The following is a 17,130-nucleotide window of genomic DNA, read 5'->3' as shown; positions in this document are numbered from 1 at the left end:
TAGAATAAAGTGGCTTGTTAATAGTACAAAGGGTTAAAAGAAATGACAATCTTGATAATTGATTAATTTTTCGCTGTAAATTTTACATATAATAATTTAATCCATTAATTCTGTTACAGATTCAGGTATTTGGTTAACATTAGCTTCGATAAACAAAATTAAGTTTTTATTCTGCAATTCCATATTTTTAATCCTGAATTTCATATCTTCCAACTGAATATAAGGTAAATTGGATAATTCTTGGAATCTCTGCATTAACGAGACCATCAAGCCTAGAGATACACCTTCTCCTTGAGTACAGGTAAAACTGTCAAAAATTATAGGGCGGGATAAAGTACGAGGACGAAGTTTAGCGCTAAAACCTAATAACCGACTGTGGTCATTTTCTTGCAACTGAAATTTTCCTTCTAAAGCGATTTGACCAGTATCATGTAAGTGGATTTGCATTTGTTGTAAAGCAAATTTGACAATTTTTCCTTCTACATTTAACTGGAATTTTTGTACTAAATCACGAGAGAACTTAGAATTAAGAGCATTGTTAATATCAGCTTCTGCCAGGGTAATACGAGCAACTAGATTTACTGATTTATTCAGTTTAATTTGCCCAAAAATAGCACTAAGAGGATTAATATCAATGTTATCAGTTTGCAGTTTGATTTCTTGAAGACGGATATTTTGTTTAGTTACTAATCCTTGTCCGGCAAATCTCAAGCCGTCTACTTGACCTTGAACTATTTTTAAAATATCTGTTTCTACATAAATATCAATTTGTTCTGCTGCTTCTAGCTGATTAGATATACTGTTTTCAGCGACTTGAGAGATGATTTGCTGATCTAGGCTGGGTTGGTCTGCCATGAATACATAGTTTTTTTATTTACTATCATTAGTTACTTTAAACTCTCAATATCTGTTGATGAATCTATAGCATGGTATATATCTATCAACTGAAAAGTCAGAAGATAGATAAGGAGGAGATTTAAATTACTGATTTTATTGATTGTCAATATGTAGCAACGCTCAACATTTTGTACTAGTTGCTTGATGGCGATCGCCACCCGGTAGACCATACTAAAAACTAAAGGGAAATTATCTGGTGTTGGTAGCTTTGAATTGTGACGAAAATCATTAGTTTGTGTGCTGTCTGCCAAGCTAACTAGCAGCGAAAGGAATTTTAGATTTTAGATGAAAAACTAATCTAAAATCCAAAATTCAAAATTTAATTGCCTTATCCGTAAAATTAATTTGTCATCATCCTATGGTGGTAGTTTCTAAACTGCGAGACTTGATTTGACGTTGACTTTTCACCACCATTTGAATAGGACGATTTGGCCCGGTGACTAAACCACGACGTTGGGGTTTAACTTCTGTGCTGTCAACTAAATCTAATTCTTTCATGGTTAAAATTTTAGCGATCGCTAATTTCATTTCCCATTGAGCAAAGGCTAAACCAATACAGCGTCTTGCGCCAGCCCCAAAGGGTATGTATTCATAAGGTGAAAACTGTTTTTCTAAAAAGCGTTCTGGCTTAAACTGTTTGGGTTGTGGGTAGATATCTTCCCGTTGGTGGGTTAAGTAAATTGAACCCATGACTGGTGTACCCGGTGGAAGTTCATAACCACTGACAGTAATAGGTGTTTTGACTCTTCTGGGAAAAGTTAGCATTCCCACTGGGTAAATGCGTAAAGTTTCTGAGCAAACAGCACTCAGGTAAGGTAGTTTGTAAATTGTATTTGGATCTGGATTATCGCCTAAACTATCTAGTTCTTGTACAAGTTTTTCCTTAACTTGTGGTGATTTGTGAATCCAGTACATAGCCCAGGCTATCGCTGTGGCTGTGGTTTCGTGGCCTGCGACTAATAAAGTCATCAGTTCATCGCGTAACTCTACATCAGTCATCGGTTGACCTTGGGCATCCCTAGCATCCATCAATAAGCTGAGGATATCTGTGCGTGATGAGTCTGGATGTTCTCGCCGTTCTTGGATTTCATCATAGATGAGTTTGTCGGCTTGTTGCTGGAGTTCCTGTCGTCTTCTCCAGATTTTAATCGGCCCAAAATCTCTTTGTAATGCCGGGAAATATAGTGAAACTACACGCCACACAGAACTGCCATTTTCTAAAAGTTCCTTTAATCGCTGTTGGAGTTGTTCGGCGCGGAGTCCTTCATCTAGACCAAACACAGCCTGCATAATTACCCTTAGAGTAATGTCTTGGCTAACAGTGCGAATATTAAAAGGCTGTCCGACTGGGTATTGGCTGATAACTTTGGCAGTAATCTCATTAATAATCTGGCTGTAGCCGCGCATTCTTTCGCCATGCAAAGGCGGCATCATTAATTGCCGTTGGCGTTGATGTTCTTCACCAGACAGAGTAATTACAGAATGTTTACCCAGTAAGCCTTCTGCCAAACTATTTAACTCCCCAGGGGCTTCTAATTCTTTGGTGTCGTGACTCAAAATTTGCTGTAAATCTTGGGGGTGACTAACAAACACTATAGGAGGAAACTTTTTTTGTAGTTTAAGGGCAAAAACGTCACCATAGCGTTTAGTACACTCTTCCATGTAGGGCATAGGACGGAATACCCAGTTCAGCAATTGTAAAACTGCTGGAGTGTTTGGGGTTTGTGGTAGCTGCATAAAAATAGGTTTAATGGATAACGTTATTTTTACTTAAATTAGAAGTTAATTGCTGTTAGCGATAGCGGGGCGTTCAGCCCGTGTTGAGTCAAGACACCAATCTCTAGTTATTTAAACTACTTATCTTGAGCATCGTGAAACACTAATATTTCTTCACATCCTTAAAGATGTAAAATTTCTGTTAAATTCAACGGGCATCTACAATTTCCCTTCATCCTTATAAGGTACTCAGCATGACAGCAATTACACCAAAGGCATCTTCCGCGCTTCCTAATTTTTGTGAAGGAATTCAGTATTTTGGCGAGGCGTTACCAGATTTTGCCACTTATGGTGCCACACCTGCGATAGATTCAGATAAAGTAGCGATCGCATCTCCTACAGATACCGCAGCCGTATATCAAACTTTACTTGCTGCTGATGCCCTGCGTTATCTAACATTGCAAATCACTGGTAGTAAAGCATCAGGACATCCAGGCGGGTTTGCCAGCCAAGCAGAAGCGTATGCAGCATTAGTCATGCTGGGCTACAAAAATATTATTACGGAAGTCGGACACCACGCCCCTGGATTTTATAGTGCCATGTTTTTGGATCGTTCCTTAGAAGACATGGGCATTTTTACAGTACAACAATTGCGCGATCGCTTCCGCGAAAAACATGGTCTTTTAGGACACCTCTCCGGTTACATTCCCGGCATTCTCGCACCCGCCGGGCCTTTGGGACAAGGGCAACACTTTGCAATGGCGGCTGCACTCCTCCACCGCGAGAAACTTTTCCCCTTCACCCTCGGCGACGGTGGACTGGGTGAACCATATATTATGAGTTCAATGGCACACTTCAACACCGCCTATCCCAGCGTCACCAACTTCTTACCCGTGCTGGTATGGAACGGTTATAGCCAAGAACATCACAGTATGGTTTCCCTCAAAACCAACGAACAGATGCAAGCATACTGGCAAGGTAACGGTTTTGCAGAAGTCATTCTTGTAGATGCCAAAGAATTTGACGACCAAAATCAACCAGGGGACTACGTTGATAGTACCGCCTTTTCCTTTAAGCAACGCCTCGCCTTTACCCAAGCTGTACTAGTAGCGGTCGATAAAGCCGCACGTTCCGCACTAAGTGGGAAACTCACCGTCTTTATTATCAAACAACTCAAAGGCGCAGGCGTTCACGCCAGAGGTGCAAAATCTCACAACTTGTATCCTAAAGACACCTTAGACGCGCCGCACATTGTAAGTGCTTTGCAAGGACGCGCCTTATCAGAAGAAGCTTGGCAAACAGTCAGAACCAATGCAGAACGCGCTGGTGGTGGCCCCGCAACTAAAACTGTCGTCACAGAATTTGAATTAAAATTGCCAGACTTAGGCGAATTGCCATTAGAAGAATATGCAGTTGGCGGTGAACCCAAAGTTTCTACAACCGCAATGGGAAGATTAGTTGGTATCGTCGGACAAAAAGATAAAAATTTCTTAGTTACCAACGCCGACGGTAACGAAGCATCAGGAATTGGCAACATCAACCAAGCATTAAAAATTATTCACCCCACAACCGACGACTTATATAATCAAGCACCAAACGGTCAAGTTTATGAACCATTAAGTGAAGATGCTTGTGCAGGTTTAGCAGTTGGTTTATCACTCATGGGTGCAAGAAGTTTGTGGTGTTCTTATGAATCTTTTGCCATCAACGGTTTACCAATTTGGCAAACAGTCATCCAAGCAATGGCAGAATTACGCCGTCAAACTCCCTCAACAATTACCTTATTTACTGCTGGCGCATTAGAACAAGGTCGTAACGGTTGGACACACCAACGTCCTGAAATTGAAGCTTACTTTGCATCGATGATGCGGAATGGAAATGTGTTTCCTGTATTCCCCCCTGATGCTAATAGTATCCAAGCTTGTTATGACTGGGCATTGCAAACAAAAAATAAAGGAATTGTGATTACTGCTAGTAAGTCACCATTGCCAATTCGCACAACATTAAAACAAACTCAACAAGGGTTAGAAGATGGTGCAATATTATTGCATGAAATTGCTGGTGATAAGCAAGTTGTCTTTGCTGTGATTGGCGATATGACATTAATTCCTGTATTTGAAGCAGCAGCATTTTTAGAAACTGAAGGTATTGGTGTCAAGATAGTTTCTATCATTAACCCTCGACGTTTATATCGTCCTAGTGATGTTGCTTACGATACTTGTTCTGAACCGGATGGTAGTTTTATTGATGATGCAAAATTCGCCGAATTATTTGGTGGTAATGCACTAATTGGTGTAACTGGTGGTGCTGCGGCAATGCTAGAACCAATTATGTTAAGAAGTAACAGCAAGCGCGATACTTTTGCCTGGAAACGTGGAGAAACTACAGCCAGTGCTGGTGAGTTGATGGCGTTTAATGGTTTGACTGCTGAGGCTTTGACTAAGCGGGCGATTGAGTTAGTGCATTAAGTTGAGTTTTTGAAATAAAGTTAACCGCAGATGCACGTAAATGAACGCAGATGAATTAGCGTTTTTACGTGTGTTTGCGGTTTTTATTTTTCATTTAAATTGCTTAAAAATATATAAATTGATAAACTATAAGGAAAAATTTTATGTTTGCAGACACTACTAAAAAATTAGTAGATGAAATTACAAAAAAAATAGCAGACAGCAAGGAATCTATTTCTTCCTCTTTTGGGGAATTATTAATTTTATTAATCGAAAAATTACAGCTATCCCAAGAGAAAAATTTTGTATTTCTTCTAGCAGGTAGAACAGGTGTTGGTAAATCTAGCACTGTTAATTCATTATTAGGCAAAGAAATTGCTTCTGTAGGTAAATATGATGCTACAACAATAGAAGTTCAAGAGTATGAGCATGAACTTAACGGTATTAAATGTTCAATAATTGATACACCTGGATTATGCGATGATATACCAGAAAAAGGCAATGATCAAAAATATATAGACTTGATTCAAAATCGAGTAAAACAAATTGATTTACTTTGGTTTGTCACTCGTCTTGATGAGTCAAGAGTTACTAACGATGAGAAGCAAGGTATAAAAATTATTTCTGAAGCGTTTACACCAAAAGTATGGGAACATTCTGTAATTGTCTTTACTCGTGCAGATAAAGCTGACGATTATTTAGAAGAATTAGAGCAACGAACCAAACGTATTAGAGAAGAAATTGCAAAACATACAGGTAATGAAATTGCAAATACTATTCCCGCAGTTGCCGTAGATAATAGAAGCAAAACAACGCCAGATGGAAAACGGTGGTTAGAAGAACTGTATACACAAGTATTTATAAGGATGTCTGAAAGGGGTGCTATTCCATTTTTGATGGCAACTGCTTCTAGAATAAATAAATTACAATCTAATAAGATTAATAAAGAGCCAAATTGGAAGTTTTATAATCAATCTGACTCTCGAAAAGAAGGAAACATTACAGAAGAAGCCGATTCAGAAAGTGAATTCAATGTTAATGATTTTCTCTTTACTGGTATACAAAAAGAACTAATTAAGAAAAAAATTATAGAAGTTATTCCAGCTTTAGCAGTTGCTGGTGCTGGAGTAGGTGCTACTATAGGTGGCCCAGTCGGTGCTGCTATTGGTGGTGTAATAGGTGCTACTATAGGAAGTATTTTTTATTTTTTTAGCTGAAAACATATTGTGTAAGATTTTGTCCTTTGATAATGGCTAGATTTATAGAAAAGCAGGACGAAATATCACCCATAGTCCATTACGGTTTATACCCAACCTAAACTATAAACACTTAATACTATGGTATTTACAGTTTAGGTATAAATTATGACTAACAAACAAATTGACCTAGTTTTGAAGATTATTGCTGAAATCGCTGATAGTGATGAATCAAAAGCAATAAGCTTTGGACAAATTCGTCAAAAATCAGGTTTAGACAGTGATGAATTAGAAAAAATATTAATTTACTTAGGTAAGGAAGGTTATATTAAAAACCGACATAAAGTTTTTAATGAATTAGCTGATGTATATATTACACATTTAGGTATCAAGCATAGTAAGTAGTCTGTTAGTGTGGGTTATGCTGTTGCTAACCCACTCTAGCCATAAATCCTTTATAAATGGTAGGTTACGGTTGTAAAAACAGATATTTGGTCAATCCTAATACAGTCAGATGTAGGTTGGGTGGAGGCGCAAGCTTGCATCTTCGCAACACAACAAATTGATGTTTGCGCCGCAACTCAACACCAAATTATCTTAATTCCAACCTGATAATTGATTATAAAAACCTTTGTTGTGAAGAGTTAGAGCATTTGTAGGGTTTCACTTCGTTTCACCCAACCTACAAAAAAGTGCTTTGTTATCTGCTAAAAAATTGCGTTCTCTACGTATATTTGCGTTTTTTGTCAGAACTATAGGATAAATGCAGGTAAATTTGCTGAAATTATTTGAAAATAACAGATTTACGAATCGCAAAAGTTAGTTTACGAATCAGAAACTAAGTTTGCAAGTTACAAAAGTTAGTTTACGAATTGCAAAAGTTAATTTACGACTCAGAAACTAAGTTTGCAAGTCGCAAAAGTTAGTTTACAAGTCGCAAAACTATAATTGCTACTTTCATACAGGCGATCGCTTTTCAATGCGCCTGACAAGCTAACGTAAGCATAACTTCAACATACAGACTAAAATCGATAAAGAAGCATTCCATGAAGTCACTTCTATGCAAGTTAACGAACTCACTATCGAGCAACTTAAAGCCCTGATTCGAGAAACTGTCATAGAAACCATAGAAGAACTACTAGTAGATCCAGATACAAATCAAACCGTCAACGAGAATTTTAAACAAGAACTATTAGCAATTCAAAAGCGCAGAGAAACAGGAGCAATATGACTCTCCAAATCTTAGATAAAAATATCACAACTCTAGAACAGCGATTTCTCTTACCTGGTTATTACGCCTGGGAAGAATTGGAGAAAATAGAAACCTTAACCGCAGATGCAGCAGGTTTGCGGATAACTTATCTTGATGGGTGCATTGAATTTATGACGCTTGGTGAACAGCACGAAATGATTAAAAGCGTTATTGGGATATTATTAGCATTATACTTTTTTGAAAAAGGTATAAATTTTATTCCAGTAGGTAGTGCTACACGTCGCGCTAAAGAAAAAAGTGCTTCTTTTGAACCTGATGAATCTTATTACATAGGAGAGAAAAAAGAAAATCCAGATTTAGCAATTGAAGTTAATATTACCAGTGGCAGTATTGACAACCTAGAAAAATACAAACGTTTTAATATTACTGAAGTTTGGTTTTGGGAAAATAATCAGTTATTTCTATATCGTCTAAAAAATGATAATTATGAGCAAATTCAACAAAGCGAATTCTTCCCAGATTTGGATATAGAATTATTGGCAAGTTGTGTTTTAATGCCTTCGATTATTGATGCTAGAAAACAGTTTATGGAAGGAGTGAAAAAATAGCTCTAACTTGGTTAACGCAAACCAATTCAATAGACTGATTTAATTCAAAATTATTTAAATAATAAATATGCGTGACCAAATATCAACAATATCTACCATCTTGTCGGCGCTTATACCCTTAACTTGTTTTTTAGCACTAGGAATTGTTACTCTGGCTATTACATCTTTTAGAGATTCAAATTGTTTCTTCTTCCGTGCTTTTTCAACACTTTCAGCCACTTGAACAGCTTTTTTATCTGTAAATCCAGCCGTTCTTAATCTTAAAGTGAGTTCCAGTAGATTTAAACTATTAAATGCTTCTAATGGTGTAATCTGCTTGGGTATTTGAGTTTCAAGTGACTTTATGTATTCATAAAGTTTTTGTCTTTCTTGCCTGTCTTGTGCTAACTCTACCCTTAAGTCATTAATTTGCTTTTCTATTAAACTCAATTCATGTTTTCCCAAACTTGATTCAGATTGATTGGTTTCTTTTAATACCTTATTCTCTATATTCTTAGAATATTTAAATTCTTTAAAAGCAGATACTTGCTTAAATATTGTATCTTCATTCTTCGGTGAAATGACAAAAGCATTTACCATTTCACCTTTTCGTGGATTTTTTTCCTTTGCTTTTACAGCAGCATAGTACTCAAAATGCCCATCAATAACTGTATAAGTTTCTGCATCTGTTGGTTTTAAAACTAATGGTCTTATAATTCCTCCACTTTCTATAATCATATCTGCTAAGTTGTCGATATCAGCCTCAGCAAAATTTGAACGCGGAATATTGGAATTAATGTCTTTCACATCTACAAGATAAAACTTCATCATTAATTAATCCCCATTTTTTGTAAAACTTCATCTGCCAAAATTTCAAACTCCATAGCAGATTGTTGAGCATTAGATTTAACTTCTGCATATTTAATAACAGACTTAGGATCAGGATATTCTAATTCTCCAACTGTTATTGTCTGATTCATACACTCTGACAACACTGTTCTATCATAAATTACTGCTTCCATCAGAGGTAGATTATAGCGTTCTAATATTACTTCTCTTTGCTTTGGAAATGTGTATTGTAAAAATTTAGCATTTGTTGAAATTTTAGAAGCAACAATACCCATTATATTGATAGGTAATTTACCTATATCATCTCTATATTCATTAACTTGCTTAATAAAATTTCTTACTGTCGGTAAACCTTGGTTGGCAAATGGTTTTAAATCGGACGGAATGATTAAGTAATCAGCTGCAATCAAGGCAACCTCAGCGTAATAATCTCTTGAAGGAGGTGTATCAATAATCACAATATCATAGTTGCTTTCTACCATATTCAGTTTTTTTACTAACCTACGTCTAGTAGCAGCAATTTTATTTAGTGTATCTTGGTACTCAATCAAAGTTATATGAGAAGGTATTACATTAATCTCAGGATTATTAAAGTATTGAGACTGACGAACAATATCTGGAATATAATTAAATTCTCCTGATTCTATTAAATGGTATACATTTTTATCTTTTAAATCATCATCTTCTTCAAATTGAAATTTAATTAGCCCTGTAGCAAAAGTAGTATTTGCCTGAGAATCGATATCAATTAAAAGAACCCTTTTACCTTTTTTACTTAATGCTGCTGCAAGGTTGACAGCAACTGTTGTTTTTCCAACACCGCCTTTATTATGGTATATTGCAATGGTTTTCATAGAATTTTTCCCCTGATCTGGTAAATTTAATTCTTTTTCAGAGTTATGAATTGTTGCACTATCTGTTAATTGGTTTTTGTTGAGGCTATCTCTACCAATTAAATCTTTAATTTCTTCTAGCTTTGTCTCTACATCCTTCCCATAACAAGAAAAAACTAATTTAACATCATCAGCCAATTTTTGATAAATTCTAATTTCTTTACCATTAGTCAATAATCCATATCTCACATTCAAGCTGGTTAAATAATGCCTGAGTCTGAGAAAGTGATTATTTAAGTTTTGTTTAGGATGCTTTGCCTCCATCACCACACTCAATGGTGAATTAGCATCTATGACAAAGGGTAAAACTTGTGCTGCAAATGCTAGAAAATCTAACCGTATGCTACCAACTGCGACTTCTTGATGCCAGGTATCGGGGGTATATCCTAACTGTGGTAGCAAATATTGAACGATGAGTTTACTTTCAACTTCGCTTTCGTTACGGCACAACTCAGGATTAAAAGGCAAATTATTTACCTCTATAGAGTTTAGTTTATGGAAAAACACTTAATATTTGTTTGATTTTGTCACAAGATTACTTATAAAATTTGTGTATCAATATTTTTTAAGTATTTGTAAAAAAAAGAAATATCTTTGATTGAGAAAATAATACTGTATTCAAGGCTCAGATTCCCGACTTCTTAAAGAAGTTAGGGATCTATTTGTTCACGAAAGATGTATGACTGCTATAATCTAACATCGTTTATTTTTGATTTCCCACAAATATTAAATTTAACGAAAGTTTTAGTTATTCAGGATGGGTGTACGCTACCTAGATGGGAATGCGTCATCAGAGGAATTAACCAATGGGATATGTAATTGCTACTGCAAATATGAAAGGCGGTGTAGGGAAAACTACTCTCACCGTCAACTTAGCTACTTGTTTAGCGAAAAATTACGGTAAAAAGGTACTAGTTTTAGATTTAGATACCCAAATTAGCGCGACACTTAGTTTAATGTCCCCTTTAGATTTTGCCAAGCGTCGCAAACAAAGACTGACATTTAGATATCTCATTGACGATGTTGTCAATCCTGATCCCAACAGCAAGGTAACAATTAACGATATTATTCAACCCCAAATTTGTGGACTTTCTGAACTGAGTTTATTACCGGGAGATATCGACTTATATGATGAGTTTGTGGTGTCAGAAATGCTGCACAAGCAAACGGTTGCTTTTGGTGAACAAAACTTTGAAACAGTTTGGAACCGTTTTGAACGGGTTTTGATTAATAACATTTTAAAACCAGTCCGTGATGAGTATGATTTTATTCTTTTAGATTGCGCTCCTGGTTATAATCTTTTGACTCGGAGTGCTTTAGCTGCCAGTGATTTTTACATTCTCCCCGCCAAGCCAGAACCTCTATCTGTGGTGGGAATTCAACTTTTAGAAAGACGCATTGGCCAGTTAAAAGATAGTCACGAACAAGAAGCAAAAATAAATATCAAAATGCTGGGAATTGTCTTTAGTATGTGTAATACTAATTTGCTTACTGGCAGATATTACAAACAGGTGATGCACCGAGTTGTCGAAGATTTTGGTGTAGAACAAATTTGTAAGGCACAAATTCCTGTTGATATTAATGTGGCTAAAGCTGTTGATAGTTTTATGCCGGCTGTTTTGAATGCACCTCAATCAGCTGGTTCTAAAGCATTTTTGCAGTTAACTCAAGAGTTGTTACAGAAGTTGTAATCATCATTTGTAGAAACGTTGCATACAACGTTTCTACAAATTTATTTTTGCAATAAATCACTTTAAACCCTGTTATGCTTATGGATAATTTCACTTATTTACTACTTGCTTAATTCGGAAAGTTACACAAGAGGGATAGCTGAACAAAATACCCGACTTCTTAAAGAATCGGGTATTGGAAAATATGAATTTTTGCAACTCAAATGGGAATGTTCAATAATTTCCCTGCTAAATTTTGAATTGTGTGTTCTCAATACTTTGATTACTGCTTACACAATACCTGGCGCATTTTCCGCATATTTGCAGGTAATTCAAAATTCATTGCTTGTTGAATAAAAATTGAAGGGATAGGGATATTAGGTGTAGCTTGCACATTATAAGCTACCAAAGTACCATTACCAAAATCTTTTAAGTCTACGCAGGCGGTAAAGTCATCAAAAGTGCCTTTTTCCATCCGAAAGTGGATTTGTTGTCCAATCACTTCAACAACGTTGAGGTAAATTTCTACTTGAGCAGTAAAAAATAAAAATGCTTTTTGTGCTGCTTGATACAGGCGCTTAACTTCGCCTCTCTGGACAACTTCACTTTTGGTGATATCAGGAAAATAGTGTACCCAACGAGGGTAATCTGTGAGTTGCTGCCATACCTGCGATCGCATCATTGGTACATACATCCATGCAGTAACTGCACCACCCCACGCCGTATGCGATCGCGCTTCTACTAAAATTTCGCCCTGTATTAATAATCTTCGCTTGTCATCGCTCCAAGCCATATCTAAACCTGCAATAATTGGGTCGGAAACATGAGACGCAGCCATACTAATTCACTCACTCCTCACTTTGCCACACTTCCAGCGTTGATGCTCATCAACTGTCGATTTAACTTTAGATCAACTCACTCAAATTTTAGTTCCACTTCCCCAGCACCGTTTTCCGGAACTAATCTCATTTCTGGCCATTATTCTGGGAAATCACTGATAAATTCGTATTGATGATTACAGTTAATCAAATCTATATTTAAGCAGCTTTAACAATAGCACCACTTTTAATATAGAAGTGTAATAAATTTTGAATCAAAGGCGCATTCCATGAATCAATCTTCTCTAAATCGTCGGCTAACCCAGGCTTTTGGTATGCTACTCGGCATTGGTATCGCTATTTGGATTCTCAGAGGCCTTGGTATTCTTACATTTCTACCAGGAGGAATTATTTGGCTATTTGTCTTAGGTGCGATCGCTATGGGAATTATTAGTTTTGCTCAAAGGACATGGTGGCGTTTTTAATCTATTAACAAAATTGTGTAATGTTACGTAAAAAAGATTGTTGAATTTGCCATAAATCTAACTTGTGCAAACTTTTAAGTCTTAGTAATTATGGTCATAAAAGCCATATATCTTGTTTTCTCTTGAGTGTAAAACTGTGCTAATTGTAGTTTGACACTCAAACATGATCCAGAAATCATTGAAATTAAGGGATAAAACAATGGAAACTTACGAATGCACTGTTTGCGGCTACGTGTATGATCCAGAAGTCGGTGATCCTGAAGGTGGAATTGCGCCAGGAACACCATTTGAAGATATCCCTGAAGATTGGGTGTGTCCAGTTTGCGGCGCGACAAAAGATCAATTTGAACCAGCAGAAGTTTAATCTAGGAAGTACTAAATAAGTAAAAAGTCAAAAGTAAAAAGGTAAAAGATTTTACTTTTCCTTTTTGCCCTTTAACTTCTAACTTGACCATTGACCAATCAACGAGATTTTTTAAAATTGCAACCGTTAACAATTGTAGTTATTGGGGGTGGGGCTGCGGGATTTTTTGGTGCGATCGCCTGTGCTAATGCTAACCCTTACGCCCGTGTTATTTTGCTCGAAGCCAGCCGTCAACCACTAGCCAAAGTCAGAATTTCTGGTGGTGGTCGCTGTAACGTGACTCATGCTTGTTTTGAAGCAGCAGCCTTGGTGGCGAATTACCCCAGAGGTGGAAAAGCTTTGCGGGGTGCTTTTAGTCGCTTCCAAGCGAAAGATACGATATCTTGGTTTGCCAACCAGGGAGTACCCCTGAAAAAAGAAGCTGATGGCCGGATGTTTCCTGTCACAGACAGTTCAGAAACCATCGTGCAATGTTTAATGAATGCTGCGGAAGAAACGCAAGTAGAACTGCGGACTGGTAAACAAGTTGTTTCCGTTACACAGCTACCCAGCAATGAATTTGCAATCAATTTAAAGTCGGGTGAAACTTTAAAATGCGATCGCTTACTCTTAGCCACCGGTAGCAACCCCATAGGCTATAAAATCGCCAAAGAATTCGGCCATCAAATTGAACCGCCAGTCCCTTCACTGTTTACCTTTAACATTGCTGACCCAAATTTGCGAGCCTTAAGCGGTGTAAGTATGAATCCAGTGCGCTTGCGGCTGTCTGTTCCCGCACAACCTGCTTTAGAACAAATAGGGCCTTTACTAATTACTCACTGGGGTGTGAGTGGCCCGGCTGTGCTGAAGCTTTCGGCTTGGGGTGCAAGAATCCTGCATGACAACCGTTATCAAGCCACTTTATCAATTAACTGGCTACCAGATTTACAACAAGAACAAGTACGAGAAAAACTTTTAGCCATTAAAAATGAATGGGGTAAAAAAGCGATCGCCTTACATCGTGGAGTTGATCTACCTCATCGTCTTTGGCAATACTTTATCACCCGCATCGGTATTAGTGCGGAAGACCGTTGGGCTGAAATATCCAACAAAACCCTAAATCAGCTCGTGCAAGAAATTTCTCAGGGAAAATACTTAATTAATGGCAAAGGAGCTTTCAAAGAAGAGTTCGTCACTTGTGGTGGTATTTGCCTCAAAGAAGTAAACTTTAAGACAATGGAAAGTAAAATAATTACTGGTCTTTACTTTGCTGGAGAGATTTTAGATATTGATGGTATTACTGGTGGTTTTAACTTCCAAAGTGCTTGGACAACTGCTTATTTAGCGGGTTTAGCAATGGCAGAAAATTAATAAAAAATACAGGATTCAAAAAATTCGTCTACAGAAGTTCTGTAAATTTTTTTCTACTATAAAGAGAAAGCAATATTAACTCAGTAAAGAATAATTTAATGTAAAAAATAATACTATCTTTCAGGCATTTCTCTCATTGTCACTCTATATTTACAACAGTCACCCTAGAGTAGGCGATTTTTCGTGTATTTTTTGTTAAAGGGTGTATGTCAAACTACCAATCTACTCTGTCGGAGATTACATTACAGGGCAGTCAGTATATGCTGCACGGCTTTCCTGTATTAGGAATTCCCGATCAAGAACGTGCAGTTAAATACTTCAGTCTTAACCCATTTCTCCCAGATGCCCAGAATCGTTGTCCGGTTGAATGTGCTTATTGTGTCTGCCATCAAGACAGTGAATGGCATCATCATCCAGAAAACTTTGAGGAAAATTCTACTCCATCAGACCTGCTTGATCGTTTATTAGACCGCATTTTTGCCACTCCAGAAGGACAAAAAGGCTTTCCTATTTCCTTATGCGACTATTCCGATCCCTTCATTCCAGCCCATCGGGAAAGGGTACTGTCAATCATCAATGCACTGATTGACCGTCAAGCAGCCAACATGGTCTATATCACAACAAAAGTCCATCCTGGTCAAGCATTTCTCGAACGTCTCAAAGCTACCTTAGCTCAACCAAACTCATTACGAGTTACAGTCTTTGTGAGTCTACCACCCTTGAAAACAGGTTATGAGCAAGCTTCCATTCCAGGACGAGTTAAGCTGCTACAAGATTTAGTTAACCTTGGTATTCCCTGTTGCTGGTATCTTCGTCCCCTAGTTGAACAGTGGTTTGATCAAACTTTAATGTGGCAATTGACACGCTCACTTCTACCCTACGTTGCCCATCATGTCATTTTGTCTGGAATTGTTATGTCTGAAGAAATTGAAGAGAGTTTATTAAAACAGGGATTAACTGTACCGCAATGGGATCGGACACAACCAGGACGCAAACAACTTTTATCAGCAAAATTTGAGTCTCAACTGCGTTCTATTCTCAGCACAGTTGCTAGTGAGCAAAATATCTCCCTTGGCCCAGTCATGGGACACCGACTTTGCGGTACTAATGGCAATCATGCTTACGGCTGTTTAATCTGTGCTAAACAAGAGCGTTATTGTCAACTCTTTCAACTACATCACTACGGTGAGGCGATCGCCGCCGAAGATAATCAAAAACTCAAAATTCTACTGCGACAGAATCTCCAAAGCAAAGTACCATCAGCAGAAGAATGCCATTGAAGAAGAATTCTGAATTTAAAATCAATCAGTGGCGGATTCAGACCCGCCACTTTTTTGTTGACCAATAGTTCCTTTATAATACAAGCCCTCAGATTTATCTGTGGCATCAATCCAAACTCCAAAATCTCAAATCCAAAATTATTTGACTCCTGAATTCTGGGTTGATAAAGAGGGAAAATAATGTTGCCTTTGACGAATTCTCCATCAACGTTAAAAAATGAAATTTAGCGAAATCATCAGCCAAGTCGGGGACATTTCCACTAATAACAGCCTAACAACTAACCCAGACCAAGACATAGACATCACTGGGGTAGCGGCTATTGATGAAGCCACAACTGGGACTGTCAGTTATGTAGAAGGCGGAAAATTTACATCTTTAATTGGTCAGACAGGCGCAAGTGCTTTGATTTTGCCAGAAGATAACAATTTACAGACTCAAGCACAAGAACGGGGGATTGCTTGGATCAGCACACGGGAACCAAAACTTTTATTTGCCAAAGTTCTGACTCTGTTTTATCAACCATATCGTCCCAATCCCGAAATTCATCCGACTGCTGTCATTCATCCCACCGCCAAAATTGGCAGTGATGTTTACATTGGCCCTCATGCAGTGGTGCAAGAAAGAGTAGAAATTGGCAATCAAGCAGTGATTCATCCCAATGTGGTGATTTATCCTGATGTGAAAATTGGCGATCGCACTACCTTACACGCTAACTGTACAATTCACGAACGCAGTCAAATTGGTGCAAATTGCGTAGTTCACAGTGGCGCTGTCATCGGTGCAGAAGGGTTTGGCTTCGTACCTACCCGGACTGGTTGGTTCAAAATGGAACAATCTGGCTACACAGTCTTAGAAGATGGCGTAGAAATTGGCTGTAACACGGCTGTTGACCGTCCAGCAGTCGGAGAGACACGGATTGGACGTGATACCAAAATTGACAACTTAGTGCAGATTGGTCATGGTAGCCAAATTGGGATGGGTTGTGCGATCGCAGGTCAAGCCGGGATGGCTGGTGGTGTCAAAGTTGGTAATCGCGTAATTCTGGCGGGTCAAGTAGGAATTGCCAATCAAGTCAAAATCGGTGATGGAGCGATCGCCTCTGCCCAAACTGGCATTCACAGTGATATTGCTCCCAAAGAAATTGTTTCCGGTACTCCAGCTATGCCCCACAAAATCTATCTCAAAGTCAGTGCGATTACTAGTCGTCTCCCAGATATGTATCAAGCATTCAAACGCTGGCAACGTCAATAAAATCAAAAGTGAAAAATAAAAAGGTAAAAGTAAAAATTTTTTACCTTCTTACAAAGTTAGGCGAAGAGCAACGCCGTGCGGGGGTTCCCCCCGTTGAGGCGATTGCGGGGACG

17 protein-coding genes are annotated in these 17,130 nt (G+C 37.9%); 11 read left to right on the top strand and 6 right to left on the bottom strand.

Annotated features, from left to right (window positions below; all coding sequences use genetic code 11):
* Nucleotides 1-96: 96 nt before the first annotated feature.
* The 3 genes from AC504W_RS08650 to AC504W_RS08640 form a co-directional block, all read right to left on the bottom strand.
* Complete coding sequence (locus AC504W_RS08650) at nt 97-855, bottom strand: LmeA family phospholipid-binding protein (RefSeq protein ID WP_494877371.1); 759 nt, start codon at nt 853-855, stop codon at nt 97-99.
* 32 nt (nt 856-887) lie between these two features.
* Nucleotides 888-1,148 carry a hypothetical protein gene (locus AC504W_RS08645; RefSeq protein WP_494877370.1) on the bottom strand — a complete coding sequence of 87 codons (261 nt, stop codon included), beginning with the start codon at nt 1,146-1,148 and terminating at the stop codon, nt 888-890.
* Between the two features lie 100 nt (nt 1,149-1,248).
* A complete protein-coding gene (locus tag AC504W_RS08640; RefSeq protein ID WP_494879594.1) occupies nt 1,249-2,634 on the bottom strand; it encodes a cytochrome P450 in 1,386 nt (461 codons plus the stop codon).
* Nucleotides 2,635-2,867: 233 nt separating this feature from the next.
* Between AC504W_RS08640 and AC504W_RS08635 the strand changes: the two genes are divergently transcribed.
* From AC504W_RS08635 to AC504W_RS08615, 5 genes are all read left to right on the top strand, one after another.
* Nucleotides 2,868-5,081 carry a phosphoketolase family protein gene (locus AC504W_RS08635; RefSeq protein WP_494877367.1) on the top strand — a complete coding sequence of 738 codons (2,214 nt, stop codon included), beginning with the start codon at nt 2,868-2,870 and terminating at the stop codon, nt 5,079-5,081.
* Between the two features lie 143 nt (nt 5,082-5,224).
* Nucleotides 5,225-6,277 (top strand): GTPase, encoded by a 1,053-nt coding sequence (locus tag AC504W_RS08630; protein WP_494877365.1) that lies wholly within the window; start codon nt 5,225-5,227, stop codon nt 6,275-6,277.
* Nucleotides 6,278-6,424: 147 nt separating this feature from the next.
* Nucleotides 6,425-6,661 carry a hypothetical protein gene (locus AC504W_RS08625; RefSeq protein ID WP_494877364.1) on the top strand — a complete coding sequence of 79 codons (237 nt, stop codon included), beginning with the start codon at nt 6,425-6,427 and terminating at the stop codon, nt 6,659-6,661.
* 655 nt (nt 6,662-7,316) lie between these two features.
* Entirely contained in the window at nt 7,317-7,487 is a 171-nt protein-coding gene (locus AC504W_RS08620; protein ID WP_494877363.1) for a hypothetical protein, read from the top strand.
* Complete coding sequence (locus tag AC504W_RS08615; protein ID WP_494877361.1) at nt 7,484-8,077, top strand: Uma2 family endonuclease; 594 nt, start codon at nt 7,484-7,486, stop codon at nt 8,075-8,077. Before AC504W_RS08620 ends, AC504W_RS08615 begins: the two co-directional genes overlap by 4 nt.
* 54 nt (nt 8,078-8,131) lie before the next feature.
* Here AC504W_RS08615 and AC504W_RS08610 read toward each other — a convergent pair whose 3' ends face one another.
* Nucleotides 8,132-8,887, bottom strand: coding sequence for a ParB N-terminal domain-containing protein (locus AC504W_RS08610; RefSeq protein WP_494877360.1), 756 nt, complete (start codon nt 8,885-8,887; stop codon nt 8,132-8,134).
* On the bottom strand, nt 8,887-10,266 hold the full coding sequence (locus AC504W_RS08605; protein WP_494877358.1) for a ParA family protein: 1,380 nt from the start codon (nt 10,264-10,266) through the stop codon (nt 8,887-8,889). The genes AC504W_RS08610 and AC504W_RS08605 overlap by 1 nt, the downstream gene beginning before the upstream one ends.
* A gap of 338 nt (nt 10,267-10,604) precedes the next feature.
* Between AC504W_RS08605 and AC504W_RS08600 the strand changes: the two genes are divergently transcribed.
* Nucleotides 10,605-11,489, top strand: a complete 885-nt coding sequence (locus AC504W_RS08600; RefSeq protein WP_494877357.1) for a ParA family protein — start codon at nt 10,605-10,607, stop codon at nt 11,487-11,489.
* A 262-nt stretch (nt 11,490-11,751) separates the two neighbouring features.
* On the opposite strand, the gene AC504W_RS08595 is transcribed toward AC504W_RS08600, so the two are convergent.
* A complete protein-coding gene (locus tag AC504W_RS08595; RefSeq protein ID WP_494877355.1) occupies nt 11,752-12,306 on the bottom strand; it encodes an SRPBCC family protein in 555 nt (184 codons plus the stop codon).
* A gap of 270 nt (nt 12,307-12,576) precedes the next feature.
* Here AC504W_RS08595 and AC504W_RS08590 point away from each other — a divergent pair, with 270 nt between their 5' ends.
* From AC504W_RS08590 to lpxD, 5 genes are all read left to right on the top strand, one after another.
* On the top strand, nt 12,577-12,771 hold the full coding sequence (locus AC504W_RS08590) for a hypothetical protein (RefSeq protein WP_494877353.1): 195 nt from the start codon (nt 12,577-12,579) through the stop codon (nt 12,769-12,771).
* A gap of 199 nt (nt 12,772-12,970) precedes the next feature.
* A complete protein-coding gene (gene rd, locus AC504W_RS08585) occupies nt 12,971-13,135 on the top strand; it encodes a rubredoxin (protein ID WP_096575230.1) in 165 nt (54 codons plus the stop codon).
* Nucleotides 13,136-13,252: 117 nt separating this feature from the next.
* On the top strand, nt 13,253-14,485 hold the full coding sequence (locus AC504W_RS08580; RefSeq protein WP_494878607.1) for a BaiN/RdsA family NAD(P)/FAD-dependent oxidoreductase: 1,233 nt from the start codon (nt 13,253-13,255) through the stop codon (nt 14,483-14,485).
* Nucleotides 14,486-14,691: 206 nt separating this feature from the next.
* Nucleotides 14,692-15,765 (top strand): hypothetical protein, encoded by a 1,074-nt coding sequence (locus AC504W_RS08575; RefSeq protein ID WP_494877352.1) that lies wholly within the window; start codon nt 14,692-14,694, stop codon nt 15,763-15,765.
* A gap of 217 nt (nt 15,766-15,982) precedes the next feature.
* On the top strand, nt 15,983-17,017 hold the full coding sequence (gene lpxD, locus AC504W_RS08570) for a UDP-3-O-(3-hydroxymyristoyl)glucosamine N-acyltransferase (RefSeq protein WP_494879593.1): 1,035 nt from the start codon (nt 15,983-15,985) through the stop codon (nt 17,015-17,017).
* Nucleotides 17,018-17,130: the final 113 nt, after the last annotated feature.

This window comes from Nostoc sp. C96 (assembly GCF_059384975.1).
Note: the sequence above shows the minus strand (reverse complement) of the source record. Positions and strands in the feature narration are given on the sequence as shown.